The 25,409-nt window shown below is 42.2% G+C and carries 23 protein-coding genes and 2 pseudogenes; 12 read left to right on the top strand and 13 right to left on the bottom strand.

Annotation, left to right across the window (positions count from 1 at the left end; all coding sequences use genetic code 11):
• Positions 1-81 precede the first annotated feature (81 nt).
• A complete protein-coding gene (locus V7K98_RS01350) occupies positions 82-447 on the bottom strand; it encodes a clan AA aspartic protease (RefSeq protein WP_335018821.1) in 366 nt (121 codons plus the stop codon).
• Complete coding sequence (locus V7K98_RS01345; protein WP_335018819.1) at positions 444-716, bottom strand: hypothetical protein; 273 nt, start codon at positions 714-716, stop codon at positions 444-446. Before V7K98_RS01345 ends, V7K98_RS01350 begins: the two co-directional genes overlap by 4 nt.
• 267 nt (positions 717-983) lie before the next feature.
• Here V7K98_RS01345 and V7K98_RS01340 point away from each other — a divergent pair, with 267 nt between their 5' ends.
• The 3 genes from V7K98_RS01340 to V7K98_RS01330 all read left to right on the top strand — a co-directional run bounded on the left by V7K98_RS01340 (position 984) and on the right by V7K98_RS01330 (position 3,732).
• Complete coding sequence (locus V7K98_RS01340; protein ID WP_335018817.1) at positions 984-1,187, top strand: hypothetical protein; 204 nt, start codon at positions 984-986, stop codon at positions 1,185-1,187.
• Positions 1,188-1,806: 619 nt separating this feature from the next.
• Entirely contained in the window at positions 1,807-2,790 is a 984-nt protein-coding gene (locus V7K98_RS01335) for a reverse transcriptase domain-containing protein (RefSeq protein ID WP_335018815.1), read from the top strand.
• Between the two features lie 33 nt (positions 2,791-2,823).
• The gene (locus V7K98_RS01330; RefSeq protein ID WP_335018813.1) at positions 2,824-3,732 is read left to right on the top strand and encodes a hypothetical protein; all 909 of its coding nucleotides are present in this window, start codon (positions 2,824-2,826) and stop codon (positions 3,730-3,732) included.
• Positions 3,733-3,835: 103 nt separating this feature from the next.
• Here the strand turns inward: V7K98_RS01330 and V7K98_RS01325 are convergent, their stop codons facing one another.
• Positions 3,836-6,304: an ATP-dependent Clp protease ATP-binding subunit gene (locus V7K98_RS01325; RefSeq protein ID WP_335018811.1), complete on the bottom strand. Its 2,469-nt coding sequence runs from the start codon at positions 6,302-6,304 to the stop codon at positions 3,836-3,838.
• A 408-nt stretch (positions 6,305-6,712) separates the two neighbouring features.
• Complete coding sequence (gene rimI, locus V7K98_RS01320) at positions 6,713-7,264, bottom strand: ribosomal protein S18-alanine N-acetyltransferase (RefSeq protein ID WP_335018809.1); 552 nt, start codon at positions 7,262-7,264, stop codon at positions 6,713-6,715.
• A 92-nt stretch (positions 7,265-7,356) separates the two neighbouring features.
• Between rimI and lysA the strand changes: the two genes are divergently transcribed.
• The 3 genes from lysA (at position 7,357) to V7K98_RS01305 (ending at position 10,563) form a co-directional block, all read left to right on the top strand.
• Positions 7,357-8,754 (top strand): diaminopimelate decarboxylase, encoded by a 1,398-nt coding sequence (gene lysA / locus V7K98_RS01315; RefSeq protein ID WP_335018807.1) that lies wholly within the window; start codon positions 7,357-7,359, stop codon positions 8,752-8,754.
• Positions 8,755-8,872: 118 nt separating this feature from the next.
• Entirely contained in the window at positions 8,873-9,817 is a 945-nt protein-coding gene (gene cdaA / locus V7K98_RS01310; RefSeq protein ID WP_335018805.1) for a diadenylate cyclase CdaA, read from the top strand.
• The gene (locus V7K98_RS01305) at positions 9,814-10,563 is read left to right on the top strand and encodes an isoprenyl transferase (protein ID WP_335018803.1); all 750 of its coding nucleotides are present in this window, start codon (positions 9,814-9,816) and stop codon (positions 10,561-10,563) included. The genes cdaA and V7K98_RS01305 overlap by 4 nt, the downstream gene beginning before the upstream one ends.
• A gap of 349 nt (positions 10,564-10,912) precedes the next feature.
• Here the strand turns inward: V7K98_RS01305 and V7K98_RS01300 are convergent, their stop codons facing one another.
• The 6 genes from V7K98_RS01300 to dnaK all read right to left on the bottom strand — a co-directional run bounded on the left by V7K98_RS01300 (position 10,913) and on the right by dnaK (position 18,056).
• Positions 10,913-11,515 (bottom strand): hypothetical protein, encoded by a 603-nt coding sequence (locus V7K98_RS01300; RefSeq protein WP_335018801.1) that lies wholly within the window; start codon positions 11,513-11,515, stop codon positions 10,913-10,915.
• An 80-nt stretch (positions 11,516-11,595) separates the two neighbouring features.
• On the bottom strand, positions 11,596-13,680 hold the full coding sequence (locus tag V7K98_RS01295; RefSeq protein WP_335018799.1) for an eCIS core domain-containing protein: 2,085 nt from the start codon (positions 13,678-13,680) through the stop codon (positions 11,596-11,598).
• A gap of 144 nt (positions 13,681-13,824) precedes the next feature.
• Positions 13,825-14,097, bottom strand: coding sequence for a DUF3143 domain-containing protein (locus tag V7K98_RS01290; protein WP_335018797.1), 273 nt, complete (start codon positions 14,095-14,097; stop codon positions 13,825-13,827).
• Between the two features lie 32 nt (positions 14,098-14,129).
• Entirely contained in the window at positions 14,130-14,654 is a 525-nt protein-coding gene (locus tag V7K98_RS01285; RefSeq protein ID WP_335018869.1) for a J domain-containing protein, read from the bottom strand.
• A gap of 153 nt (positions 14,655-14,807) precedes the next feature.
• Positions 14,808-15,803 carry a J domain-containing protein gene (locus V7K98_RS01280; protein WP_335018795.1) on the bottom strand — a complete coding sequence of 332 codons (996 nt, stop codon included), beginning with the start codon at positions 15,801-15,803 and terminating at the stop codon, positions 14,808-14,810.
• Positions 15,804-15,959: 156 nt separating this feature from the next.
• Positions 15,960-18,056, bottom strand: a complete 2,097-nt coding sequence (dnaK, locus tag V7K98_RS01275) for a molecular chaperone DnaK (protein WP_335018793.1) — start codon at positions 18,054-18,056, stop codon at positions 15,960-15,962.
• Positions 18,057-18,487: 431 nt separating this feature from the next.
• Here dnaK and V7K98_RS01270 point away from each other — a divergent pair, with 431 nt between their 5' ends.
• A complete protein-coding gene (locus V7K98_RS01270; RefSeq protein ID WP_335018791.1) occupies positions 18,488-19,336 on the top strand; it encodes a M28 family peptidase in 849 nt (282 codons plus the stop codon).
• A gap of 30 nt (positions 19,337-19,366) precedes the next feature.
• Here V7K98_RS01270 and V7K98_RS01265 read toward each other — a convergent pair whose 3' ends face one another.
• Both V7K98_RS01265 and V7K98_RS01260 read right to left on the bottom strand, forming a co-directional pair.
• Complete coding sequence (locus V7K98_RS01265; RefSeq protein ID WP_335018789.1) at positions 19,367-19,669, bottom strand: type II toxin-antitoxin system RelE/ParE family toxin; 303 nt, start codon at positions 19,667-19,669, stop codon at positions 19,367-19,369.
• Entirely contained in the window at positions 19,666-19,896 is a 231-nt protein-coding gene (locus tag V7K98_RS01260; RefSeq protein WP_335018787.1) for an addiction module protein, read from the bottom strand. The genes V7K98_RS01265 and V7K98_RS01260 overlap by 4 nt, the downstream gene beginning before the upstream one ends.
• 264 nt (positions 19,897-20,160) lie before the next feature.
• Between V7K98_RS01260 and V7K98_RS01255 the strand changes: the two genes are divergently transcribed.
• The 4 genes and pseudogenes from V7K98_RS01255 to V7K98_RS01235 all read left to right on the top strand — a co-directional run.
• On the top strand, positions 20,161-21,693 hold the full coding sequence (locus tag V7K98_RS01255; protein ID WP_335018867.1) for a SagB/ThcOx family dehydrogenase: 1,533 nt from the start codon (positions 20,161-20,163) through the stop codon (positions 21,691-21,693).
• A gap of 756 nt (positions 21,694-22,449) precedes the next feature.
• A complete protein-coding gene (locus tag V7K98_RS01250; RefSeq protein WP_335018785.1) occupies positions 22,450-22,737 on the top strand; it encodes a Mo-dependent nitrogenase C-terminal domain-containing protein in 288 nt (95 codons plus the stop codon).
• A 196-nt stretch (positions 22,738-22,933) separates the two neighbouring features.
• Positions 22,934-23,335, top strand: a pseudogene (locus V7K98_RS01245) (response regulator transcription factor); the annotation flags it as partial.
• Between the two features lie 499 nt (positions 23,336-23,834).
• Positions 23,835-24,044: pseudogene (locus V7K98_RS01235) on the top strand (winged helix-turn-helix domain-containing protein); the annotation flags it as partial.
• Positions 24,045-24,049: 5 nt separating this feature from the next.
• Here the strand turns inward: V7K98_RS01235 and V7K98_RS01230 are convergent.
• Positions 24,050-24,238, bottom strand: coding sequence for a hypothetical protein (locus tag V7K98_RS01230; RefSeq protein WP_335018783.1), 189 nt, complete (start codon positions 24,236-24,238; stop codon positions 24,050-24,052).
• A 162-nt stretch (positions 24,239-24,400) separates the two neighbouring features.
• Between V7K98_RS01230 and arsM the strand changes: the two genes are divergently transcribed.
• On the top strand, positions 24,401-25,369 hold the full coding sequence (gene arsM, locus V7K98_RS01225) for an arsenosugar biosynthesis arsenite methyltransferase ArsM (protein ID WP_335018781.1): 969 nt from the start codon (positions 24,401-24,403) through the stop codon (positions 25,367-25,369).
• Positions 25,370-25,409: the final 40 nt, after the last annotated feature.

Raw genomic sequence — 25,409 nt, 5'->3', positions numbered from 1 at the left:
AAATCCTATTCAACCCCTTGAGATAAAAAGTCAGCGTGCTGTTGATAGGAATGATAGGAAATTAAGATATCCAGAAAGCAACTAAAATTCATCAATTGTCACTAAACCGCCCTCTGTAAACTCTATGACAAGTTGATGCTCATCAAGTAAAGCTCTACCTAATAGAGGTAGCCGTCCTGTTGTAAGTACATTCACTTCCCGTTCTTCTCCATTCCAAATAATTGTAGCTTGATGTACTGGTAAGATTACATTACTATTGTCGGCTAAATTTGCATACATACCATACACAAAAGGAAAACCCAAAAGAGTAACTGCTGCTGGAGATAGGGAAAGAAACTCTGTAAAACCTGTATCGATAACAAATTCAATAGTAAAATCTGGTTGATTGGGCAGTCGAAATATTATACTAAGGGTTGTCCGTCCATTTTTGACAATACCAGAAATCACCTGTAATCACGCTCCATCTCACCACTGAAGGAAGCAGCAACTTTGTAACCAATGCGAATACCAAAAAGTCGAGCAAAGGGGTGTTTATTACGTAAATATCGCGCCGATTCTATACCTATTTTATCAACTGCATATTCACCTGTTTCTATATCAATAATCACCATCTTACCGATGTTTTCTTCTAGTTCCACTTGTTGACGAATGCTGTTTTCATATAGTTCTTTTGCACGTCGTGCAACTTCCTCGCGGCTTAAAAGTATGGGTTGCATATTCTTGCTCCTTAATTCCTGATTCGTATTGATTTTATCTCAACATATAATTATGTGCGTTAGCAAAGCTCGCCGTAGGTATTACCCTTTCTAAACTTTAGTGACATGAATGATTGCGCGTTTGTCCTGAAGAATACTAAAAATTACTTATAGCTAGTTAAGATATCTTGACTAGAAAAACTATGTGGCAGGTTGACAAAGCTGTACAAGCGTATCATCCTAGAGTGTTTAGAAGGTAAACGCTATGAGTAACCACATTAAGAGTCTATGGTAACAGCACAACCTATCACTATAGACCAGCAGCACTATGCTGAGAAGTTTGATTCTAGATCGAACCTTCACTCTAGCGTGCTGGAAGAATTTCTCTATTATCTGTTTAAAGATTTAGTCAGAGATTTTGGAGAAAATGCTCTCATCGGCGGTGCATCTTCTATGTGCTTGGCAACTTGTCTAACGTCAAGGGTAATTTGACGATTAATTCCACTCATGATTAAGAGTTAAGTTTTTTGTATTTCCAGGATTAACACTGAAAACAGCTAAATTCCACAATTACGATAAAAATAAAAATTTACATAAGTTGGTCTAATGCACGAAATCCAACGCTACCAATGGAATTTGCTGTATTTTTTTATTCTTCAGCCCAACTTACCCTAATTTAGTTATTTTCACGCAATACTTTGAGATCATTTGCCTGTAAGATTACCTAAAGGTAAGTCTGAATCAGTTGTAAGCAATGATTCCTTAGACAAACCACTTCAATCACTTGCGGGAATAGGTATTGATTTCCGTTGTTGATCCTGCGACGGTGTATTTCACGGTCAGCTTTACGAGCTTTTTAGCCTTCTAAATTGCTGCTTGCTCCTTATCCGAATAGGCGAGAATACACCCGCAAGTGATATTTTTTTTATTTCTAATCGCAGAAATTAGCATGATATCTGTGTCAATGCTAAATCTAAATATTGTTGCTACATCGCTAAAAAGATAGCTGATTAAGGATAACTCAGGGGACAAAGTGAAAAAAAACTCTCAGTTGCTTCTCACAGATAGCCCCGAATCTTTACGAGAGAAATTTTACTCTCTCAAACAACCAATGGATATAGCTGATCTTTTAGAGGTTTCCTATCCTCGTCTTGTTTATCATATATATCTTGTTGAACCTGATAAACGTTATAAAACTTTTGAGATTCCTAAAAAGTCTGGTGGTATTCGTCAGATATCAACTCCGATAACTGCACTGAAAATTATTCAGACAAAGCTTAATCAAGTATTACGAACAGTGTATGAGATAAAACCATCAGTGCATGGTTTTGTGATGGGTAAAAATATTGTAACTAATGCTCAAGCTCATACTAAAAAACGCTATGTTCTAAATCTTGATTTAACTGATTTTTTTCCGTCGATTAATTTTGGTCGAGTCCGGGGTATGTTTATGGCTACACCTTATGGTTTACATCCAGATGTATCGACAGTGTTAGCACAGATATGTTGTCATAACAATCAGTTACCTCAAGGTGCGCCAACTTCACCCATCCTGACTAATATGATTTGTGCCAAGATGGATAGTCAATTACAACGTTTAGCTAAAGAGTACAAAGCAACTTATACAAGGTATGCAGATGATATTACTTTCTCAACGACTTTACCTAAATTCCCTGAAGAATTAGCATATATAGTAGCTGAAGAAGATGTAGATAAAGTTTTTATTGGTAATAGATTACTATCAATTATTAATGAAAATGGATTTGAGGTAAATAATCATAAAAATCGACTGCAAGTCAAAGGGAATCATCAAGAAGTCACGGGATTAACAACTAATTGGTTTCCTAATATTGACCGAAGGTATGTGCGTCAGGTTCGTGCCATGCTTCATGCTTGGGCTAAATTTGGACTTGAGGCTGCGGAAAAAGAGTATCAAGAAAAGTCTGAATATCAAAGCAGATTACCCGCCAAGGAAAAACAAAATTTTAGACAAGTACTTCGGGGAAAAATAGAATTTATTGGTATGGTTAAGGGAAGAAATGATTCTATTTATAAAAAATATTTAGAGCTTTATACTAAAATTAGTAAACTTTAGTAAATTATCTAAAAGCACAATACTGGATATTATATGGATGAAGAATTAAAACAAGAAGTTCAAGACCTTAAAAGTAGTATTTCTCTATTATCTAATGAAATAAATCATCAATTTACTAGATTAAATGATAATTTTTCTAGTAACATAAATCAACTATCGGAGCAAATTTATAAGTTAGCTGAAACACAAGCATTAACCAATAAATCAATTGATAACATAACAGTCAACACTTATAAAGAAAATTTTCCAAAAGCTCAAAAACAGTCAAAAATACCCGATGAATATTATATTGATTATTCATATATAACAGATGCAAATTATTCATCTTGGCTTGATAACTTAAAAAAATATAGTAAAGATATGGCTGAATGCCGAGATAAAAATCAGATTACACCTTTTTGCCAGTCTGCTCGTAATACTTTAGAATCTGCAATCGAAGTTCTTTTTGATGAAGAGTATAAATGTATTAATGAAAATAATAAAGCATTTTTAGAAGCTTATAATAGAGTTAAATCATCTTATGATAAGCGAAAAAATGCTGATTGGGATTTACCGCAAATATGTGTAAATTTGCCAACTTCTGCTATAAAATCAGAAAATTTAAAGAAAGTTGATAGCATATATGTTGATAGAAAAAATATAGAAAAAATCCGAAAACAAAGCCTTCCTGCATCAGTTCAGATATTTTTTGAAATTATCAAACCTAACTATATGGAAACACAACATTTAAAAGAAACTTTTCTGACAATAATGAATATGAATAAATTAAGAAATCTAAAGACTCATGGCAGTAAATCTGATTTGGATTCGCAACTAAATCAATTGGGTCATTATGCAAAGCAATTATACGATTCAAGCGAAAATTTTGAGACTATCCAAAAAGTAATATCTTGGTTTGTAAGAGAGATATACAAAAGAGTTTGTAAAATATCTAACAATTAATCTAAGTAATTTTTTACCTTAGAGATCAAAAAAATGGTAGAGCAATAAATACTCTACCGTTTTCTAATTTTTAATTTGAGACTTAAATCCCAAACTCTAAATCCTACTCAACACCTTGGGGTAATAATTCCCGACGCTGTTGAGAACTAACTTGCACAACGCCATTTTCATCCACATCAACGATCGCAGTGTCGCCATCTTTGATGCGACCAGACAGAATTTCTTCTGCTAGGCTATCTTCTAACAGGCGCATAATTGCCCGACGTAATGGCCTCGCGCCGTAGCTGGGACTGTAACCTTCAGTGATCAAACGCTCCTTGAAGCGATCGGTGACTTCTAAGGTGATACCCTTTTCTGTCAGACGACCAAATACTTCCTTGAGCATAATTTCGGCGATTTGGGTCACTTCCGGCTTGTTCAACTGACGGAAGACGATAATTTCGTCGAGTCGGTTGAGGAACTCTGGACGGAAGTACTGCTTGAGTTCTTCGTTCACCAAAGAGCGAATTCGGTTGTAAGTTGACTCGCTGGCATCTTCGGAGAATTCAAAGCCGATACCGCTACCGCCTTTTTCAATTACCTTAGAACCAATATTGGAAGTTAAAATCAGCAAGGTGTTTTTGAAGTCCACCGTGCGACCTTTGGCATCAGTTAACCGACCGTCTTCCAAAATTTGCAGCAGCATGTTGAAGACATCGGGGTGGGCTTTTTCGATTTCGTCGAATAGCACCACGGTGTAAGGTCGCCGCCGCACGGCTTCGGTCAGCTGACCACCTTCGTTATAGCCAACATAACCTGGAGGGGAACCAATCAGTTTGCTGACGGTGTGACGCTCCATGTATTCGGACATATCTAAGCGGATCATTGCTTCTTCGGAACCGAAGAAGTAAGCAGCTAAGGACTTCGCCAACTCGGTTTTACCTACACCAGTCGGCCCAGAGAAGACAAAGCTAGCTATGGGTCGGTTGGGATTTTTCAAACCGACACGAGCGCGACGAATTGCCCGTGAAACTGCTCTCACAGCTTCATCTTGACCAATTAAACGCTGATGCAAGGTGTCTTCCATGTGCAGCAGCTTTTCAGATTCAGATTCGGTGAGTTTGTTCACCGGAACTCCAGTCCAAGAAGCGACAATGTGAGCAATGTCTTCTTCTGTAACTACAGGTTCATCACCTTCTGTACCTGTTGCATTGGTCTTGCTTTGAGCGATCGCGCGGATTTCGGCTTTGATTTCCATTTCCCGATCGCGCAATCCCCCAGCTTTGTCAAAGTCTTGAGAGCGCACCGCGTCATCTTTTTCTTTTAATATCTGACGCAGTTCTTTGTCTAACTCTTTAGCTGCGGGTGGCAGTTGGGAGTTAATCAAGCGCACTCTAGAACCAGCTTCATCAACTAAATCGATGGCTTTATCTGGGAGGAAGCGATCGCTAATGTAACGATCTGATAATTTCGCCGCCGCTACCAATGCTTCGTCGGAGATTTTCAGTTTATGGTGTTGCTCGTAGCGTTCGCGCAGACCATATAAAATTTCAATTGTTTCATCAACTGTAGGTTCGCCAACCATCACTGGTTGGAAACGCCGCTCTAGGGCTGCATCTCGCTCGATGTGCTTCCGGTATTCATCTAAGGTGGTAGCGCCGATGCACTGCAACTCACCCCTAGCCAAAGCTGGCTTGAGGATATTTGCTGCGTCAATAGCACCTTCTGCTGCACCTGCACCAATTAAGGTGTGTACCTCATCAATCACGAGAATGACATTACCCGCAGAGCGGATTTCATCCATGATTTTTTTCAAACGTTCTTCAAATTCACCCCGGTATTTGGTTCCTGCTACGAGCAAACCAATATCCAGCGTTACTACGCGTTTATCTTCCAGGATGTCAGGGATATCTTTAGCGGCAATGCGGGAAGCTAAACCTTCAGCGATCGCAGTTTTACCAACCCCTGGTTCCCCAATCAGCACTGGATTATTTTTGGTTCGGCGACCCAAAATTTGAATCACTCGCTCAATTTCCTTAGCGCGTCCCACCACTGGATCGAGCTTATTGTCCATTGCCATTTGGGTCAGGTTGGAGCCAAATTCATCCAGAGTCGGGGTTTTTGTCCGCCCGGATGAGCCGCCTGGTGAAACTTCGGCAGTTTCTCCCAACATGCGGATGACTTGGGTTCTTACCTTCGATAGATCCACACCGAGGTTTTCTAGCACCCTGGCTGCGACACCTTCCCCTTCGCGGATTAGGCCCAACAGCAGATGCTCGGTGCCAATGTAGTTATGCCCCAGTTGGCGTGCTTCTTCTAGGGAGAGTTCTAGAACTCGCTTTGCCCGTGGCGTAAACGGAATTTCCACGGCAACAAAGCCTGATCCCCGTCCTATAATTTTTTCAACTTCAATTCGGGCATCTTTGAGATTGACGCCCATTGATTTCAGCACTTTGGCGGCTACACCAGTGCCTTCGCCAATCAGACCCAAGAGGATCTGCTCGGTTCCGACAAAGTTGTGACCTAAACGGCGGGCCTCTTCTTGGGCCAGCATGATTACCTTAATTGCTTTTTCTGTGAAGCGCTCAAACATGGCTTTATCCCATCATCTGCGGTCGTGCCGGTATGCTGATTTTAGCACAGGCAAAGCTTTTGGATGCCTGTATAACAGATTATAGACATCCTGAAGCTATGACTTTAGTTGATGGGCTAATTGTTAACTATTGACTACTTTTATATGGCTAGTGTACTGAGGAGCTTTAGTTCACCAGCGTTTTTGGGATTTATTACAAATAGCGACTGCTTATATTGAGAGTTTATTCACTTAATCCCAAACACCTACAAATAGCACATAGATTTAGTCATGTCAAGTATAAAAAACTTTATATATTATTAATTTATAGATTTTAGTTTTTTAATAAAATATTTAAATATAAATCAGCGCGACAAAGTTACATTTTTTTGCTGAAGCTGATCGCAACCCCGATAATTCAAAATTTATCTACTTAAAAAGCAAGTGCCAAGAGGATTTGTCTAGGCGATCGCTAACTAGGATATACCAATTGTCCAAAGTCTTTTGAAATTTAGAGTATTGTAAATCTGGGAGCCAAAGGATTAGGGCATCTTCACCGTTATCTTGGTAGTAGCCGCGCCGTCGTCCGGCTGTTTTGAAGCCAAATTTTTGATATAAAGATATTGCCGCTAAATTTGAAGCTCGGACTTCGAGGGTAGCTCGCTCCATTTTGCGATCGCAAGCTGTCTTGATAAGTGAATATAATAAAGCTTGTCCCAAGCCTTGACTGTGATATTCGGGATGAACCGCCAAAATTGTAATGTGGGCTTCGTCTAAAATTGACCAAAAGCAACCCATTCCTAACAAACTTGTGCTAGTGGATGGGGAAAATAAACCGAGTAAATCACTGTTGGGGCTGTCCAATTCTCGTTTGTAGCCATCCATTGTCCAAAGTCCGCCAAAACAGGCTTGATCCAGTTCTAGAATTGCACTGAGATGATCTGGTGTCAGTAATTTAATTTCTAAGTCTAATAAGATCACATTTATTGAATAAGATTACAAACCCTTTGTACACTGGGAATCGGGAGACAAACTTAAAGCCCGTAATTTGAACAAGGACAACTTTTATATTTATGGTATCGACTCACCCCACTGGGGTTCAACATTCTGGAAATCAATATTTACCTCAAAGGCGCGACACCAGTGCGAATATCTCGCCTAATCAGGAACTTTTACCCTTAACTGCTAGAGTTCAGAATCATGACTCCCTGGAAATTGGTGGATGTGATGTCACAACCCTAGTTGAGCAATTTGGCTCACCTTTATATATTTTAGATGAAGAAACCTTGCGTTCGGCTTGTCAGCAATACCGAGATGCTTTCAAGCAGTACTACAAGGGCGAATCTCAAGTATTGTATGCCTCAAAAGCTTGGAATTGTTTAGCAGTTTGTGCGATCGCCGCATCTGAAGGACTGGGAATCGATGTAGTCTCTGGGGGGGAACTTTACACCGCCCTACAAGCTGGTGTTAGTCCTAATAAAATTTACCTCCACGGCAATAATAAATCTCGTGAAGAACTAATTTTAGCGATCGCATCTGGTGTAACTATTGTGGCGGACAACTGGTATGAGTTGCATACCCTTGTGGAAATAGCCCAACCTGGTCAAGCTATCCGCATCATGTTACGGTTAACTCCCGGTATTGAGTGCCACACTCATGAATACATTCGCACGGGACACTTAGATAGCAAATTTGGCTTTGATCCCAATGATTTAGATCAGGTATTTACTTTTGTCAGTCAACAACCGATCCTTGATTGCGTAGGGGTACATGCTCATATTGGTTCCCAAATTTTCGAGCGCCAACCGCATCAAGATTTGGCTGCTGTGATGGTTCAGTGGCTAAGGGATGCCGGGAAGTATGGTTTAAATATTACAGAGTTAAATGTTGGTGGTGGTTTGGGGATTAAGTACACAGAATCAGATGATCCCCCAAGCATTGAAGAGTGGGTAAAGGCGATTTGTGAAGTAGTTCAAGAAGCTTGTGCAGCCGAAAATCTACCTTTGCCGAAATTATTGAGTGAACCAGGGCGATCGCTAATTGCCACAGCTTGCGTCACTGCTTATACTATTGGTTCATCAAAAGTTATCCCAGAAATTCGTACTTATGTAGCGATCGATGGGGGAATGTCCGATAATCCTCGTCCGATTACTTACCAATCAGTTTATCGGGCAGTCGTTGCCAATAAAATGTCTGCTCCTTTAACCCAAACAGTCACAATTGCTGGTAAACATTGTGAATCAGGAGATATTCTGATTAAAAATGCACTACTCCCAAAAACTGAACCAGGAGATATTCTCGTAGTTATGGGAACTGGTGCGTACAATTACAGTATGGCATCTAACTACAACCGCTTGCCCCGACCGGCAGCAGTTGTCGTGGCGAACGGCGAAGCAAATTTAATTTTGCAACGTGAAACTTATCAAGATTTAATTCGACAAGATAACCTACCAGAAAGGCTAAAGAAATAGTCATTTGTCCTTGGTCACTTGTACTGAGCGTAGTCGAAGTATTGGTCATTAGCCAGGAACTAATGACTAATGACTAATGACTAACTGTAATTAGAGGCAAAAGTGTAATCCAGATGTCATGAGAGATTGGTGGAAGCAATGGCTGATAAACCTGGGATGGTCACAGTCCTTGCTACTTGGGACTCTGGATATTGTGTTAGTGCTGGCGCTGACATATATGATACTAGTTATTATTAGTGAGCGTCGGACACTGTGGATGGTGCGGGGATTCATTATCTTAATGCTAGCCTCAGCACTAAGTGGCAAATTAGGACTACTTCTGCTAAGTTTTGTATTAGAAAAGTTGGTGATTGGTTGTGCTGTGGCGATGGCAGTTGCTCTACAGTCAGAGTTTCGGCGGTTTTTGGAGCAATTGGGGCGTGGCGAATTACGCCAGTTGTTTCAACCCGATCGGCTGGCAATCCCCAAATCTGATAGTGTAATTGATGAAATTGTTGAGGCTGTTAAAGAATTGTCCAAAAACCGCATTGGAGCTTTATTAATTGTGGAAACCACAGGGCCAATTGATGAGCGAGATTTTTCTGTGCCAGGAGTAAAGCTAAATGCGGAAGTTTCTAAAGAACTAATCCAGACAATTTTTCAGCCGAAAACTTTGTTACACGATGGAGCGACATTAATCCGTGGCTCACGGATCGTATCATCGGGTATAATTTTACCACTTTCGGGACGCACAGCCTCGCGCCAGTTGGGAACACGCCACCGGGCGGCAATGGGAATTACTGAGCGGGTCGAAAATTGCATTTGTGTCGTTGTATCTGAAGAAACGGGTTCCATTTCCTTAGCAGAACGGGGAACCCTAAATAGACCACTGACGATTAAGAAACTAAAAGAGTCATTAGAGAGTCTTTTGTCACCAACCGTCGATAGGGAAGCTGTTGCTCCTGGTCTATTGAGTTTTATTCGTCGGATAGGTGGGAGGACACTAGCACTGGTTTCACGTCTACTCGGATTACCACGTCTTCGACGCGCTACGCGAACGACCGCTTCTCGAGATAAAAAATGACAGCACAACAAACTAAACTGCAAGATTTGCCTACTGACTTAAAACGAGAACTATTGCCGCAGCATGTTGCAGTAATTATGGATGGTAATGGTCGATGGGCTAAACGTCAGGGTCTACCCCGGATTATGGGTCATAAGCGAGGAGTAGATGCTCTCAAGGATTTGCTTCGCTGTTGTCAGGATTGGGGGATTCAGGCGCTGACAGCTTATGCTTTTTCAACAGAGAACTGGAAAAGACCGCAGGAAGAGGTGGATTTTTTGATGACTCTGTTTCAAAGAGTCTTGCGCCAAGAACTGCGGGAAATGGTCGAAAAGAATGTTCAAATTAAGTTTGTGGGAAATTTGCAAGACTTGCCGCAATCGCTTCAGCAAGAAATCTCCCGTTCAATGGAAGAAACTAAGGATAATCGCGGTATCCGGTTTTCGGTAGCAACTAATTATGGCGGACGACAGGAGATTTTACAAGCTTGTCAGGCGATCGCAAAACAAGTCCAGCAAGGTCTGCTACAACCCGATGAAATTAATGAGCAGGTGTTTGAGAGCCACTTGTATACAGCCGGAATTATTGACCCAGATTTGTTAATCCGCACCAGTGGAGAAATGCGCCTCTCAAATTTCCTACTCTGGCAAATGGCTTATGGAGAAATTTATATTACAGATGCTCTCTGGCCCGATTTTGATCGGGCTGAGTTTCACCGCGCCTTGTGTGCCTACCAGCAACGAGAGCGACGGTTTGGAAAAGTGTAAATCAAGTTAGGAGTTAAAGGTAATTCTGTAGGATGGGCATTAGTTTCAATCATTAGACATCTCCAGAAAAGATTTAGATACCACATAATTATACGTAGACCTAACCCCCCTTCCCCCCTTCCCTACCAGGGAAGGGGGGTTTTAAAGCCTCTCTCCGCTTCGGGGAGAGGTTTGGAGAGGGGTCTTTTTCTTTTTCGGAGATGTCTATTATGACGCGATGTCTACGCACATTGGCACGAATTTGAGCCATTGTAGTCGAGCCATCAACAACTTGGCCCCGCCCAGAAGCTTCCCATCCAATACGCGCTTCTTGTTGCAAGTCTTGCAGTCGTCCTTAATAGATCGCACTTTACAAACCCGGAGACTCAATGAAAATTTTTATCTCGTGGTTATCGCCTACCTGTTTTGTAATCAGCCCATGCACTTCCAGAACCGTAAATGGCCATTTTTTCGCTTTCTCTTCTCGTAAATCAGATAGTCCGGGCAGATTGAAATCGATCAATGCCCCCCAGTAACCTTCGAGCCATACCCCACACGAGCTTGCAGAGTTTGGGCAAATGTCTCTCACTTTTGTTAAAAGTGATACACCCATACTAGTGTCATCCAGAGACAGAAAGATCGGGTTGTTATGACGATCTACATCTGATACACCAATAAATGAATCACCAATAGCAAGTCGGTATGAATCCTCAAAATGAATGAATACTGGAAGCCGAAGTCGCCTTTTTGAACCAGATGCTGTATTAGCTTCCTGATTCAGCCAATCTAAAAGTTGAGCCGATGGCTTAATTGCTGGCCCGGTAATGAAATTAACTGGTTTTTGGGATATCATTGGTAGTTCTGTTCTGGTTACTTGTGAAGGTAAAGAAAATGGGCTACAACTGACGCTAGGTGAACTTTGACAACCCCAGATCAGCGCAGTTATTAAACTAGTCAAATTTTTAGCTTTCATACTGGACGCGGCTCGATTGTCCATGACCTTTTTCGTGTATTACGCAGCTATTTAGAGAGGCAATCATACGCCCGGAGCAATTATACGTGATAGTCATATTCATGTCCCTTTGCTGCGGTATTAGGATGAGTCCAGAAATGCAACTCTTTTATCCGTGTCAGAAGTTCTTTTGTTTCTTTGTCAGAACGTTTCATAGCTGCAACCTGCTTACCTTTGTCAGTAAGGGTAAGACCAGCAGCAATCACCGCTTTTACATTCTGGCCATCGGCTACCATACTGCTTTCCACCTGGATCTTTGCATGGTCTGATGTATATGCAAAATGGTCTTCCCATGTCGTAGCGGTGGCTTTTGTCGGCCAGGGATCGGCGACAACAATATCGGCATCAGAATCTTTATTTACATCTCCCATGAGGATAAAAGCATGATCTAATCCAGCTACGGCAGATTTATTCAGCGCCTCACCCCTGGCATTAACCCGTAAGTAATCAAAAGCAACCTGAGAATGTTCACCACAATTCCCACCATGAGCTAAATCAGCTTTGGCTGCCGTTAATGCTTCTGGATTAGCAGCAGCAATAGGCTTGATCTCCTGAGTCAACTTCCAGAAACTAGTTTCACCCAGAGCATCTAGAAGTTGTCGGTTGTCACGCATAACCATAAGACGAAATTGGGAGTTAAAGTTAGTTGCTTTTAATGCTTCCGTCTGATTGCCTGCACCATAGGAAAATACTGACTTGGTGTGCTTGATTGCCTCTTGAGCTTTACCGATGCGTCCCATTGCGACTGAACTGACCTGCTTACCAGGTTTCCATTCATCAATCAGTAGGCACAATCGTTGTGACCAACCAGGCATAGCCTGGATTGCACCTTGTTTGAGTGCCTCTACTTCGGTTTTTCCTAATGCCTTTAACCGAGTACGAATATCAGCTTCATTAAAACCGTTCAGGAATTTAGCAGCTTCTCCCCAGTTTCCCAACTTTCTAGCATTCTCATAATTAAAATCCAGATAAGCTGCTCTAGTTAGTTCGGCAACTTGGGAACCTGCTCCGACAATTGGATTATCTAATACGCCTTGATGGATTGCTGCAATCTCTCCTTGACTACGTTTAGCTAAACGATTAAGAATATCTTGTTTATTAAACGCGTTTAGCAATTCAGCAGCTTTCGACCACTTCTTATCTTTGACAGCATCTTCATAGTCTTCGTTTAACTTTTTAATGCGTTTGGCTTCAGATAAATCGTCTTTTTGAATGCGCTGGCTCACACTACTAATTGCATCAGGTAAGCACTGAATACTGGGGTCAGAAACAGTTTGTTGCACCACATGGGTTAATTCATGGGCAGTCAACGCATCCTTACCGGGAGCCTTCCCCGCCCCATAGTAAACATCCTGCTTGTGGGTGAAGGCTTGAGCATTCAACTCTCGGTTCATCTGCACCGCTTCGCCGCCTGTATGCACTCGCACCCGACTAAAATCAGCACCAAAGCGGGGTTCCATGAACGATCGCACCTCATCCGGCAGCGCACTTCCCCCACCCTGACTACTACTCAGCCGATTTTCGAGATTGCTCCCGGCTTTAAAACCTGCATCAGAGGAGCTTTTTGTTTGGATTTCCTCTTCTTCTTCCGGCAGTGCCTCGCGTTGAATTGAGTTACCCAGAGTTTTGGTTTGAAGTTCTTCTTCCTCTTCTGGCATCGTCTCGCGCTGGACTAACGGTGCGATCGTTGCTGCTAAGGTTTTGGTTTGGATTTCCTCTTCTTCTTCGGGCAGTGCCTCGCGCTGAATGGAGTTACCCAGAGTTTTGGTTTGAATTTCTTCTTCCTCTTCCGGCATCGTCTCGCGCTGCATAGATCCCTTGCCATCGGGCATACTCATTACTTGGTCAGCGACGCGATCTGCTTCCTGCTCATACATATCATTTGGCGCACCCACCGTCAGTTTTGCTTGGGGACGACGCAATGCTATGGAACTAATGTTGTGACCAGCAGACTGTGCTACTTGCTGGTTAACTGATTTTCTTAATGTTTGGATGAGATTATTTGTTGGTAAACCAAAGCCTCGCACTGGATTTGCCAGCGTCGGAGTTATTGGTGAGACAAGGGACGGATTTGAAAAAGTTGATGTAGCTGCTTTCTTGTGCCCAAACGTGCGAGCGTCGCTCATCTCACCCTTCCTTCATCGATGGATAAAGCCGTGATTCTTACATACTAAACGAATTTTACACTTTATCGAAATGCGTAGTTTACCGCCGCAGGCATCGCTATGGACTTTTGTCTAAATTTACGGTGAATTGTCTTTAGCACTTTCTTATGGGCCGGAAAACACAGCTTGTTCTATATCATCTCGACTCAGAGAATACTTAAATGAACGTTGGATATCTTGTCCATTTTCCCCAGATTGGACATATCGCACTACGATTTGCTCGACATCAAGCCATAGTTCAGCTTGCCAACTAGGACGCTGCACGTGCCAGCAATGCTTCTGGGTTTCGTCTTGTTTACAGCCTTGGTCTTTTAGCCACTCTTCAATTTGTGGCAGGGGATGATTATATAGAGGAGTATCAGAAGGAAGAAGAGGCATAGGAGTTTTAGATTTTTAGATTAGGGAATTTTTTAATTTTTAATTACCATAAGGGTAATTAGTTGCGATACATAGTTAATTGGCTGTTGTACAGATGGAGTTGACTGTAGTAAGTGGGTTGGAAAAGCAGCATCACCACGAGTTAAGCCAAGGGCAACTGCTAATAAAAGACAACCTACAAATGTTAACACCAGTATAAATAAAGCAAAAATTTCGCCAGATGATAAGGGGCGATCGCTAGCATCGAGGTAAGCTGATTTTGACCAGTCATGAGAACGCGAGACGGGATGATTCAAGTCAGGGGGTGGTTGAATCACTCCAAATCGGGAATACCCAATTTTTAAATCGTAGCTTAATCGGTGTTCTGGATGGCTAAGGGTAGCGTAGGCTTCATTGATTTGTTGAAATTTAGAAGTGGCGATCGCAGTAGGCAAGTCTGTAGTATCAGGATGATAGCGTTTGCTCAGTTCTCGATAAGCGCGACGAATATCAATTACTGATGCCGAGGGATGCAGTCCTAGCAGGGAGTAATAAGTTGGTTTACTGCTTTGTGGCATTGCCCCGTTTTGATTCACGGCTGTTTGAGTCACTTTGCTCAAAGATATCTTTGTATATTCTAAATCCTTTGTGAATTTGGGAAGACAGAAGAAGACACAGCAATTTTGAGTTAGTAATTATTTTTATCGATAGCTTGAGATGCTATCTCACCCCTAACCTAATAAATCAGCGCGGGGTTTAAAGGTTTCAATTTGCCGTAACTTTTCGTAAAGTTCCCGTTCTTCCTGACTAATATTTTTCGGGGTAACTATTTGAATTTCTACCAATTCATCGCCACGTTTCCCATCATCGCTAGGGTAGCCTTTATTCCCTAGTCGGAACTTTTGACCAGACCTAACTCCTGGGGGGATGGTCATTTTTACAGGGCCATCTAAAGTTGGGGCTTCTACCTGTCCCCCTAAAACTGCCTCACTAGGAGTAACTGGTACTTGGCAGAGGATATTTAAACCTTCTATCTTAAATAATGGATGAGGTTCAACGGTAATTTTTAAGTATAAGTCGCCACCACCAACGCCTTGGTTCCGCAAACGGATGGTTTGGCCTGTTACCATCCCTAGTGGCATATTAACTTCTAGCGATCGCCCATCTTCTAAACGAATGCGTTCATTGCCACCTTGATAAGCTTTTTCTAGTGGTAGGGTTAATCTGGCTTCTATATCTCGACGGGTAGTGCGAGGTGGGGTGTTAACGGTATAGGCAACTTTTGTTCTGGGCGAACGAAAGGGATCGCTAGTATTGCCATTACTGGAGTTAGTTGTCCCAGTCTTATTTTTAACGCCGATAACTTGATTAATAAAGCTTTCAAAATCGGAGAATTGGCTAGGATCTATGTCTTGATTGCCGTTGCGATCGCTAGCGCCACTCTGCCAAGTTTTAGCCTTTGGCGTTTGTTTGTTGCCTGCAAAGTCTTTTTGCTTCCAGTAGCGGCTAAACTGATCGTATTGCGATCGCTTGGCTGAGTCTGAAAGAACTTCATAAGCCTCACCAATATCCTTAAATTTTTCCTCAGATTCTTTGTTACCTGGATTGAGATCGGGGTGATATTGCCTTGCTAACCGCCGATAAACTTTTTTAATTTCCTCACCAGAAGCGTCTTTAGATACTCCTAAAATCTCGTAGTAATCACGGAAATTCGGCAAATTTTGCATAGTTAGTTATTTAAATTTTAGATTTTAGATTTTAGATTTTGAATTAATTAGGAGTAGAGACGCAATTAATCGCGTCTGTACATGAGTTAGGAATTGAAAGATTTAATTTTTAACTTCTCACTCGTCACTCCTAACTCCTCACTTTTATTAAAAGTACTACGACCAATCATTGTCATCTTCATCATCCCAGTTATCTTGGTAGCTAGGACGGGCTTTGCGTGGAGGACGGCTTTCATAAGAAGAAGAACGACTGTCTCGGCTATTGTCTCTGCCATAGTCTCGGCTATTGTCTCGGCTATTGTCTCTGCCATAGTCCTTACTGTATGAATCGCGTTCTCGATATGTATCTCTGGGAGATTCGCGTTCTTTATCTTTATCTTTATCGCCAGTAAAGATGTCACGGATAGTACCAAACAAATCGTCATCTTCATCTTCAGCATAAGTTTGGCGGACTTCCCGATTTAGCTCATAGAGAGCATCTTGCAAATCGGCATAAGCTTGATCGATACCGCGATCGCTATTTTCCTTGAGACTCTCTTTTAAGTCTCGGCAAATATTATCAATTCTTTGACGGCGGCTGCGGGCAAACTGCATACCAAATTCGAGTGCTACTTCTCTAAGTTGCCGTTCTGCTTGGAAAATTAACGCCTCAGAACGAGTCCGTTTTTCTACCCGTTCTTTCCGTTCGCGATCGACATCGGCGTATTTCTGAGCATCCTGAATCATCCGATTCACTTCCGACTCGTTCAAAGTAGAAGCGCCTTGAATGGTAATACTCTGCTCTCGCCCAGTGGTTCTATCTAGGGCTGTTACCTGTAAAATACCATTAGCATCGATATCAAATGACACCTGAACTTGAGGAATTCCTCGTGGTGCTGGTGGGATACCATACAGCTTGAAACGTCCTAGAGACTTGTTGTTTGCTGCCATTTCCCGTTCGCCCTGAACTACGTGAACTTCCACAGTATTTTGGTTATTTTCAGACGTAGAAAAAATGTCAGAACGTCGGACTGGAATGGTGGTATTGCGGGGAATAAGTTTTTTCATCACGCCGCCGATGGTTTCCAATCCCATAGAAAGGGGTGTGACATCCAGAAGCAGCACATCTTTGAGTTCGCCGGCGAGAATTCCGGCTTGAATTGCTGCACCCACTCCCACCACTTCATCGGGGTTAACGTTTTCGTTAGGTTCTGTGCCAATTAAGTCCCGTACTAGCTGCTTTACCATTGGCATTCTTGTAGAACCGCCAACTAAAACTACTTCTTCAATGTCTCTAGGTGAAAGTCCGGCATCTTTGAGGGCGCGTTTCACTGGTGTCCGCAATCGCCCCACCAAATCACCACACAAACCTTCAAACTGGGAACGTGTTAAACGAGTTTCTAGATGTTTGGGGCCTTCTTGGTCAGCAGCAATAAAAGGTAAGTTAATATCGGTAACGCTGACAGAGGAAAGTTCAATTTTTGCCTTTTCCGCCGCTTCCATCAGACGTTGTAAAGATTGTCTCTCACGTCTTAAATCTATCCCTTCAGTTTCCAGAAATTGCTCTGCTAGCCAATCTACTATTATTTTGTCAAAGTCATTACCACCCAGTTGCGTATCTCCACTGGTAGCTTTGACTTCAAATATCCCATCACCCACATCTAAAATAGACACGTCAAAAGTCCCACCACCTAAGTCAAAGACTAAGATAGTTTCCGTGTCACCCCGATCTAATCCGTAAGCCAAAGATGCAGCAGTTGGTTCATTAAGAATTCGCAGCACCTCTAAACCGGCAATTCTGCCTGCATCGCGGGTTGCCTGCCGTTGAGAATCATTAAAATAAGCGGGGACTGTAATCACTGCCCCTGTGACTGGTTCACCCAAATAGCGACTAGCATCGTCTGCCAATTTCTTCAGCACCATTGCCGAAATTTCTTCTGGGGCGAAATCTTTATTCAGACGGGGACAGGCAACTTTAATATTACCTACTTCGTCTTTGCGGATGGTGTAGGGTACACGCTTGGAATCTGGACTAAGTTCGGCATATTTCCGCCCAATGAAGCGTTTCACTGCAAAAAAGGTATTTTGGGGATTGAGGACAGTTTGCCGCCGTGCCATTTGCCCAACTACCCTTTCACCTTCTTTGCTAAAGCCAACTACGGAGGGTGTTGTTCGCATTCCTTCTGCATTGGCAATCACCACCGGCTTGCCACCCTCCATAACGGCGACTACTGAGTTGGTTGTACCCAAGTCGATGCCGACTACCTTGCCCATGCGTTACTCTTCTCCTAAAGTGTCTTATATATTTATTATGATTGGGCGAAACTACCTCTAGCTTGAATGCTATGGGATGAAAACACCTTAATGGTATAATTGTCGTCCTTAAGGCAGTGAGCTAAGAAGTACAGCTAGAGGAGATAGTTGCAAGACTAGGATAGCATTGACGATGATTGCTGTGTCTAAGCAGCCTCAATTCTTGTTATCCGTTTACTTCTATGCACTGGATTTGCAAGTTAGAGATTTCTAATAAATAAAAAACGAACCACAGAGGCGCAGAGAACGCAGAGGGAGGAGAATAGAGAGGATTTTTGCATCCGTTTTGGGATATTTTTTTATTTGGAAGTCCTTTACTAAATGTACTTCGATCAGAAATTTCTACTTCTTTGAGTGCCTGAAAACCTTAATATTACCGCTATTTTAAAAATTTGAATTTAACAGAGCGATTACAAACTTCCCTGAGTGCGATCGCGCGAGAACGCGATCCTTACATGGCAACGGCTGGACATTTTTTCGTCCAAGAATACATCCGTCAAGAATTTTCCCAATGGGGGAGTGTGGAAATCCACACCTTTGAAGTCAGAGGTAAAGTTTGCAAGAACTTGATATTAAATTTACCCTCACAAGCTAGAGGGCAAAAAAAGGATTTGCCGCCGATTTTAATTGGCGCTCATTATGATGGCGTTCCGGGAACATCTGCGGCTGATGATAATGCCACTGGTGTAGCGGTGTTGCTGGAATTAGCCAGAAAGTTTGCTGCCCAAGCCATAAGATATCCCTTAAGGCTAGTTGCTTTCGATATGGAAGAATACGGCTTACTGGGTAGTGCTGACTATGCAGCCCTGTTGCACGAACAAAAGCAACAGCTACGCTTAATGATCTCCCTAGAAATGCTGGGTTATAAGGATTCTACGCCTGGTTCTCAAAGTTATCCCCCTCCTTTGGAACGCTTCTATCCAGATAGAGGTGATTTTATTGCTTTAATTGGCAATTTGCGGACATTGCCTGATTTGATTGGCATGAGCCGTAATATTCGTAAAGCTGGCGTAGCTAGTCAATGGCTACCTGTGCCGAATCGAGGTTTAATAGTTCCCCAAACCAGACTTAGCGATCATGCGCCTTTCTGGGATTTGGGTTATCCGGCAATGATGGTGACAGATACGGCATTCTTGCGAAATCCGCATTATCATAAACCTACTGATGCGATCGCTACTTTAGATTTAGATTTTCTGAGCGGTGTCTGTGAAGGGTTAGAAATTGCAATTCGGCGCTTGTGAAAAGTTAAGATAAATTAATGGAGATGTCTATTATTTAACCTGTCGTTTCTTCCAGTAATCTGGTCTGCGCTTTCCATGAGCTATTGCAACAACCCAGATAAACGCCCCAAATTCTGCATAGAAGATAAGATAGGGAAAACGTTGAACGACGTAGCGACGCAACTCAAGAATTTTGTACGGCGCTCCTATATTTGGGTTTTGCTGAATTTTGCCAATAGCCTGCTCCACTTCAAATAAGAAATCTAGCCCCAAGCCAGTTTTTTGCTCTTCGTAGTAGGCGACTGAATTATCTAGCTCTGCTCTAGCTTCGTTGTGAATGATTATCTGCTTCACGAGTACTTTTCTCGCAGTTCCGTGAATACTTTGTCTGACAGTTCACCATCAGCTGTTCCACTACCAATCTCTTCAATCCTTCTGGTTAACTCAACATCCCAAGCAAATTCTGCGTTATCGTCAACATCTCGATCTAAAGAGTGGATCAAGAAGTAAGCAAGCTCTGCACGCTCTTGCATAGATAGCTGAGAGAGTTCAAGTCTAAGTTTCTCTACTGTCTCGGTCATAGTCTGCAATTTTCTTGCCATTAAATAGAGTTGGTGTTAAATATGGCAGATTCAAGCCAGCTGTTTGTCATAAGTCGAAGCGCCACATAATCTTCAATATAAAGGTTTATAGTTCAATACGCTTGAGTTAGCGTCTACTTTCCCAAGGCAGTTGTTACCAATTACCACTTTCCGACTCTGAGGATTGTACTAATTGACACGAAACAATGGGGCTAATGAATGCCAAGATCAAAAAAAGGATGCCCCAAGGATATTAAAAGTACTATGCCAGAATTACACCAATCAATTGCCCAGCATTACCACGAACGGACTAAATACAACCCTGAGACTCTTGCCTCCAAAAGTCAGCAGTTAGACTGGACTAAACAGCCAGTGCCTTTTAAAGAGTATAAAATTGGCTCTACTTTTGATCTCAAACCCTATATCCAAGAAAAACCAGAGGGATTTGCTGGTAATCCAGATGCTCAATGGTGGCAAAGACTTTCCCGGTTACTGTTTCGCAGCTATGGATTGACGGCAAAAATGCCTTCTATGGGTAGTGCGGTGTATTTACGTGCTGCTCCCAGTGCTGGCGGATTATACCCTGCTGAGGTGTATGTAGTTTCCCGTGGCACGTCGTTATTGCCACCTGGTCTGTATAATTATCAATGTCGGACTCATTCTCTGATGCATTATTGGGAAAGTGATGTTTGGCAAACTCTGCAAGCAGCTTGTTTCTGGCATCCTTCTTTAGAAAACACCCAACTAGCAATTATTGTGACTGCGGTATTCTATCGTTCTGAGTGGCGTTATGAAGATCGGGCTTATCGTCGGATTTTTCTAGATACGGGACATCTATTAGGTAATATTGAGTTAGCTGGCGCGATTACTGATTATCGCCCCCATTTAATCGGCGGCTTTGTGGATGAATCGGTAAACGATCTGCTTTATATCGATCCGCAACAAGAAGGTGCGATCGCAGTCTTACCTCTGGCAGACTTGTTAGATGTCAATCAAAATTTACCATTGGGATGTACTGCATTACCTTCTGCCACCGAAACCAGTTATCCCCAAATTCCAGATGGTGAATTGCTGACATATTTCCATCGACACACCCAAATCCAATCAGGCATAACTGGCAATCTCAATTTACCAGTTATCAAACAAGAAAAATCTTTGGAAGATAAATATAACTTTCCTTTCTGTTTGAAAATTCCCACCACCACTGCACCTATAGATTGGGGGAAAAAGCTGTCAGAACTGGAAAGTACTATGTACAAGCGACGCTCTACCCGCGCTTACAATGGTAATGATTTAACTTTTGATGAATTAAAAAGTTTACTCGATTTCACCTACCAACCGCAAAATTACATCGATCAAAGTTTAGATATTTCTCCAGACTACTTTGATTTGAATTTAATCGAAACATTCATTGCTGTTTGCGGAGTTAAAGGACTGGAGGCGGGTTGTTACTATTACGCACCCAAAGCCCAAGAATTACGCCAAATTCGGTTTAAAAATTTCCGGCGAGAGTTACATTTTCTCTGTTTGGGGCAAGAATTAGGGCGGGATGCAGCAGCAGTTTTGTTTCATACAGCCGATTTGAAAGCTGCGATCGCTCAATATGGCGATCGCGTTTACCGTTACTTACACCTGGATGCCGGTCATTTAGGACAACGCCTGAATTTAGCAGCAATGCACTTAAATATAGGCGTTAGCGGTATTGGTGGATTCTTTGACGATCAAGTAAATGAAGTTTTAGGTATTCCTGCCGATGAAGCTGCTCTATATATTACTACATTGGGACGGCCAAGATAAAACGTAGATGTCCAGAAGCTTACCGCAGGCGATCGCAAGTAACACAAAGTCCACTTAACCATAGCGGTTTGGAATTGGTTATAAAATATCTGTCAACCTAAGCTCAAATGCTTATCCCACAGGCATTTTACCTCAGCCTAAATCCCCTCCCCTCTTCGCTTCGGCTACAGTGTACATACACACAAGTCATCAAATTACCCAAAACAAAACAAAAACCTCACCCTGTCCTATCTTTAATCCCTCTCCTTAGTAAGGAGAGGGACAGGTTTTACGTAGTAAAACCAGGGTGAGGTTTCCTAAAGACTTATTTATACACCGTAGAATGCTTTGGGAAGGCTAATTATTGCGTCAGCAAAACCGGGGTGGGCTGACGCGGATATTGATGGAAAGTCAGTGAACTTAAGATCATTTCTCCACAAGAGTTTTACTTTAAGTTGACACCAATGTACAGATGTACGCCCCTAGAGCCGATTAACTATACTGCACAGATTTTTGAAAATGGTATAAGACAACCCCATAGCACTGACTCCCTATTGAAAATGCAGTTTGGCACAAAAGATATATTACCTTGACAAATTATCGGGAACTATAACACTTGAATGTGTAGTCAACAGTGTACATAGAAACTGATTCTATCTTTGTAGAGAACCAAAGAACAAAGAATTAGTGCATAAAACTATAGAACCTAACTGTATGTACTTATGAGGTTCAGATAGAACAAACTCAATCAAGTTTGAAATTTTAAGGTGAAAAATTATGACGAACTTTATTCAAATCTGCTTAAACAATGACCTACTGCATCCAGTGCGCGAGTGGTTGGAAACGATAGAAATTCATAACTCCAAATTAGCTCATTTTCTGTGCAAATCTATCCCTGCTCAGTGTCCCTTTGAGCAAGATATTAAACTTTTTGGACGGAAACTATTTCATATTCCTCCGATGTGTAAATTAAATCCTCTATACGATGAAGTGGTTGGTTTGCGGTTTAAAGCGCTCTGTTATCTTGCCGATAAATGCGGTGAAGATATTGCAATCTATTGCTAATAGCTAGTCAGATTGTTCCTTGATCAAGCAGCCATCGATATTTAGAAAACTTACGGTTGTTACTTACTCAGGTTTATACTAAGCTAACGTACACCTAAATTAGATGTTTAGCTATGTAAGTAGCTAGCACCTCGAAGACAGTGTTTCCAGGCAGTATTTCTGCTTACCGTACCCTGCTGAAATCATTAACATCATCATGACGCACATCTTACTGGTTGAAGATGAAGTCAAACTGGCACGACTTGTCGAATTGGAATTGAATTATGAAGGCTATCAAGTCAGTATTGCCTACGATGGATTAACTGCACTCACCGCAGCGCGTGAGTTACATCTAGATTTAGTAATTTTAGACTGGATGTTGCCAGGTTTGTCGGGGTTAGAAATTTGTCGCCGTCTGCGAAGTATTGGTGATAAAGTGCCAATAATCTTATTAACCGTCAAAGATGAACTAAGCGATCGCATTGCAGGCTTAGATGCTGGTGCTGATGATTACCTCGTTAAACCCTTCAGCGTTGATGAATTACTAGCCAGAGTCGGCACTCACCTGCGAAGAAACCAGCAAGTAGACGTTGCAGATGTTTTAGAATTTGAAGACCTGAGGTGATTTCCAGAATAAAAGTTACCACACAACATCATTCCAACGTAGAGGGAAAGAGCTATTCACTCTCCTAATCGGTAAAATTATTTTGAGAAATCACCTAAGTTTAAATCGTCGCACTCACCAAGTGTACCGAGAAGAGAGATTAATTGAGTTAACTGCTAAGGAATTTGATTTTTGCAAGCCGCACACTCGTGACTTCAAGTCATGAGTTAGGCACTCAATATTCTGGTAAAATATATACATAGCGAAAACCAAGCTTTATCTGAACCACGACAACTAAAGATATGGGGTTCTACTGAGAAATAGATACTTTTGTATCGCTCCTCTGGTAGATAAAATCTTTAAGGTACTGAGGTTAAACATACTTTCTAGTACTTGTTTAAGAGTCGCCGTCGGTGCTAGGGAGACTTTAAAAATGCCCGTGGAGAACTTGTAAGTCCTGGAGCAATCCAGGCGGAGATCGTTGAAGCAGGAATCGCGTGACTTTTAGTCATGCGAGGTTCAATTATTAGAATATTTGCTGGCCCATCCCCGACAAGTAATTACTTGCGATCGCATTTTAGAGGAAGTCTGGGGTTACGACTTCATGGGCAATACTAACGTCATAGAACTTCACATGCGCTACCTGCGTCTGAAACTCGAAGCCCATAACAAAAAGTGCCTCATTCAAATTGTGAGTGGTGTCGGCTACACATTGCATGATTGAATTTGTTATGGGGCATTGGGCATTGGGAATTGGGCATTGGGCATTGGGAATTGGGCATTGGGCATTGGGCATTGGGCATTGGGCATTGGGCATTGGGCATTGGCGACTGAAAATAGGAGCAGGGTGCAATGAGTAGAGGGAAAAACTACTCTCGCTTCTTCCCTATGCCCTATGCCCCATGCCCCAATCCCCATTCCCAATATTAAATTTCGATGAACGTAGATGCCCCAAAAGCTTTTATCAGATGAAGATTTGGGGTTTTTGGCAATCTTAGCGAAAACTCATCCAACATAGGGTTAATTGTACTAGGATGCACAAAGCTGTAAAGCTGTCATCATCTAATAATCTAAAGTGGCATGACCTATCTAGAAACAGCAGCGCAATTCTACCGCGAAGTTGCCGAAACCCCGCAAGTTGGACTTTGTTGTGTGCAAAGTACACCCCTGCAATTACCAGGATTAAAAGTTCCTTTGGCAATGCAGGAAATGAACTATGGTTGTGGCACCACCATTCATCCCACCGAACTAGGAAAGCAACCGACTGTGCTTTATGTCGGCGTTGGTGGCGGCTTAGAAGCTTTGCAATTCGCTTATTTTTCCCGCTATGCAGGTGCTGTAATTGCCGTTGAACCGGTTGAAGCGATGCGGGAAGCAGCCGCACGCAATCTAGAAATTGCTGCTCAAGAAAACCCGTGGTTTGACACTAGTTTTGTGGAAATCCGCGAAGGTGATGCTTTTAACCTACCTATTGCTGATGCTACCGTCGATATCGTGGCGCAGAATTGCCTTTTCAACATCTTTGAACCAGAAGATTTAACCCGTGCTTTAAAAGAAGCCTATCGGGTATTAAAACCGGGCGGACGTTTGCAAATGAGCGATCCAATCGCTACTAGTCAAATTCCCGCCCATCTTCAACAAGATGAACGACTGAGAGCCATGTGTTTATCAGGCGCACTCACATATCAAGAGTATACTGAACGGATTACAAATTCTGGCTTTGGTCAAGTTGAAATTCGCGCCCGTCGTCCTTATCGTCTACTAGATTCCCATACTTATAATCTAGACAATCACCTACTTTTAGAAAGTCTAGATTCTGTCTCCTTTAAAGTTGCTATTCCAGAAGATGGTGCTTGTATTTTCACGGGAAAAACTGCAATTTATGCTGGCTTGGAACCCTTCTTCGACGACTCAGCAGGACATATACTTCAGCGAGGTATTCCCGCAGCAGTATGTGATAAGACTGCTGCTAAACTTGCAAATATCAATCCAGCAGAAATAATTGTTACCAATTCAACCTGGCACTATAGCGGGGGTGGCTGCTGTTAATTTATTAACAAATAGTTTAGGTGTGAGGAGCCAGAATAAT

The sequence above is a fragment of the Nostoc sp. genome (assembly GCF_036917435.1).
In the GTDB taxonomy this organism is placed as follows: Bacteria; Cyanobacteriota; Cyanobacteriia; order Cyanobacteriales; family Nostocaceae; genus Nostoc.
The sequence above is the reverse complement of the archived record's forward strand: the minus strand, read 5'-3'. Positions and strand labels throughout refer to the sequence as shown.

Bases quoted from the DNA above. Each gene is read 5' to 3' on its own strand.
- V7K98_RS01345 (WP_335018819.1), bottom strand. From the start codon at position 716: ATGCAACCCATACTTTTAAGCCGCGAGGAAGTTGCACGACGTGCAAAA.
- V7K98_RS01340 (WP_335018817.1), top strand. From the start codon at position 984: ATGGTAACAGCACAACCTATCACTATAGACCAGCAGCACTATGCTGAG.
- V7K98_RS01335 (WP_335018815.1), top strand. From the start codon at position 1,807: ATGGATATAGCTGATCTTTTAGAGGTTTCCTATCCTCGTCTTGTTTAT.
- V7K98_RS01330 (WP_335018813.1), top strand. From the start codon at position 2,824: ATGGATGAAGAATTAAAACAAGAAGTTCAAGACCTTAAAAGTAGTATT.
- V7K98_RS01325 (WP_335018811.1), bottom strand. From the start codon at position 6,304: ATGTTTGAGCGCTTCACAGAAAAAGCAATTAAGGTAATCATGCTGGCC.
- lysA (WP_335018807.1), top strand. From the start codon at position 7,357: ATGGTATCGACTCACCCCACTGGGGTTCAACATTCTGGAAATCAATAT.
- cdaA (WP_335018805.1), top strand. From the start codon at position 8,873: ATGAGAGATTGGTGGAAGCAATGGCTGATAAACCTGGGATGGTCACAG.
- V7K98_RS01305 (WP_335018803.1), top strand. From the start codon at position 9,814: ATGACAGCACAACAAACTAAACTGCAAGATTTGCCTACTGACTTAAAA.
- V7K98_RS01300 (WP_335018801.1), bottom strand. From the start codon at position 11,515: ATGAAAGCTAAAAATTTGACTAGTTTAATAACTGCGCTGATCTGGGGT.
- V7K98_RS01295 (WP_335018799.1), bottom strand. From the start codon at position 13,680: ATGAGCGACGCTCGCACGTTTGGGCACAAGAAAGCAGCTACATCAACT.
- V7K98_RS01290 (WP_335018797.1), bottom strand. From the start codon at position 14,097: ATGCCTCTTCTTCCTTCTGATACTCCTCTATATAATCATCCCCTGCCA.
- V7K98_RS01285 (WP_335018869.1), bottom strand. From the start codon at position 14,654: ATGCCACAAAGCAGTAAACCAACTTATTACTCCCTGCTAGGACTGCAT.
- V7K98_RS01280 (WP_335018795.1), bottom strand. From the start codon at position 15,803: ATGCAAAATTTGCCGAATTTCCGTGATTACTACGAGATTTTAGGAGTA.
- dnaK (WP_335018793.1), bottom strand. From the start codon at position 18,056: ATGGGCAAGGTAGTCGGCATCGACTTGGGTACAACCAACTCAGTAGTC.
- V7K98_RS01260 (WP_335018787.1), bottom strand. From the start codon at position 19,896: ATGACCGAGACAGTAGAGAAACTTAGACTTGAACTCTCTCAGCTATCT.
- V7K98_RS01255 (WP_335018867.1), top strand. From the start codon at position 20,161: ATGCCAGAATTACACCAATCAATTGCCCAGCATTACCACGAACGGACT.
- V7K98_RS01250 (WP_335018785.1), top strand. From the start codon at position 22,450: ATGACGAACTTTATTCAAATCTGCTTAAACAATGACCTACTGCATCCA.
- V7K98_RS01230 (WP_335018783.1), bottom strand. From the start codon at position 24,238: ATGGGGATTGGGGCATGGGGCATAGGGCATAGGGAAGAAGCGAGAGTA.
- arsM (WP_335018781.1), top strand. From the start codon at position 24,401: ATGACCTATCTAGAAACAGCAGCGCAATTCTACCGCGAAGTTGCCGAA.